2 protein-coding genes are annotated in these 1,422 nt (G+C 65.3%); both read right to left on the bottom strand.

The window, feature by feature from the left end:
• The coding region (locus AC04L7_RS18660; RefSeq protein WP_475513697.1) for a mechanosensitive ion channel family protein at positions 1-598 on the bottom strand (598 nt) is incomplete at its 3' end.
• A gap of 95 nt (positions 599-693) precedes the next feature.
• Positions 694-1,422 (bottom strand): putative PEP-binding protein (locus tag AC04L7_RS18655; protein ID WP_475513696.1); only part of this gene is annotated, 729 nt, incomplete at its 5' end.

Here is a 1,422-nt window from a genome sequence, read left to right as displayed (position 1 = left end):
CCGGGATGTCGATGCGGCGATGTGGCTTGGCGGTGAAGTTGATGATCGGCGCGGTGGTGATCAGGCTGTTCGGAAGCACGATCAGGCGGTTGTCGAGCGTGCGCATGCGGGTCTGGAAGATGCGCACCTCCTCGACGATGCCTTCCAACCCGCCGGCTTGCACGAAGTCGCCATCGCGGAAAGGGCGCAGCACGATCAGCATCACGCCGGAGGCGATGTTCGACAGCGAATCCTTCAATGCCAAGCCCACCGCCAGGCCGGCGGCACCGAGCACCGCGAGCATCGAGGTCGGGTTGACGCCCAGCGAGGTGAGCGCGGTGATGATGACCAGCACCATCATGGCCGCGTAGCTTGCGCGGCGCAGGAAGCCTCCCAGCGTCGCGTCCGCATGCGTGCGGCCCAGCACGCGCTCGAGGCCCGCGCTCAGGCGTTTGGCCAGCCACATGCCGATCAGGAAGATGACGGCCGCGGCCAGCAGCTTCAGGCCCCAGGTCTCCAGGAGCTGGAGCCAGTCGATGCCGCGCAGCTCCTTGAGCAGGACGTCGGGTTGGGTGGGAATGGCGGGGAGGGCCGGGGACGAGGCGGGGGATGCGGACATGCAGGACTCCTGAAATGCAGCACGCCCCATCAGGGGCGTGCTGTGTCTACCGGACGATGGTAACCGCGTTCGCGTGAAGACGGTCGCGCGGGCGGTCAGCCCGCCTTGGTCTTCGCCAGGCGCAGCCAGGTGTCGACGACTGTGTCGGGATTCAGCGATACCGATTCGATGCCTTCAGCCATCAGCCACTCGGCGAGATCGGGATGGTCGCTGGGGCCCTGGCCGCAGATGCCGACGTACTTGCCCTTGCTGCGTGCGGCCTTGATCGCCATCGAGAGCATCTTCTTGACCGCCGGATTCCGCTCGTCGAACAGGTTGGCGACGATGCTGGAATCGCGATCCAGTCCGAGTGTCAGCTGGGTCAGGTCGTTCGACCCGATCGAGAAGCCGTCGAAGATGTCGAGGAATTCCTCGGCGAGCAGCGCGTTCGACGGCACCTCGCACATCATGATGATCTTGAGTCCGTTCTCGCCCTGGCGCAGACCGTGCTTCGCGAGCACGTCGATGACCTTGCGGCCTTCCTCCAACGTGCGCACGAACGGAATCATGACCCACAGGTTGTCCAGGCCCATGTCGTCGCGCACGCGGCGCACGGCCTGGCATTCCAGCGCGAACGCCGGTTCGAACGACGGATCGACGTAACGGCTGGCGCCGCGGAAGCCGATCATCGGGTTTTCTTCATGCGGCTCGTAGCGGCTGCCGCCGATCAGATTGGCGTACTCGTTGGACTTGAAGTCCGACAGGCGCACGATCACCGGATGCGGCGCGACCGATGCGGTGATGGTCGCGATGCCCTCGGCCAGGCGATCCACGTAGAAGCTGAC

It is taken from the genome of Pseudoxanthomonas sp. LjRoot204_2, from assembly GCF_056175765.1.
Note: the sequence above shows the minus strand (reverse complement) of the source record. Positions and strands in the feature narration are given on the sequence as shown.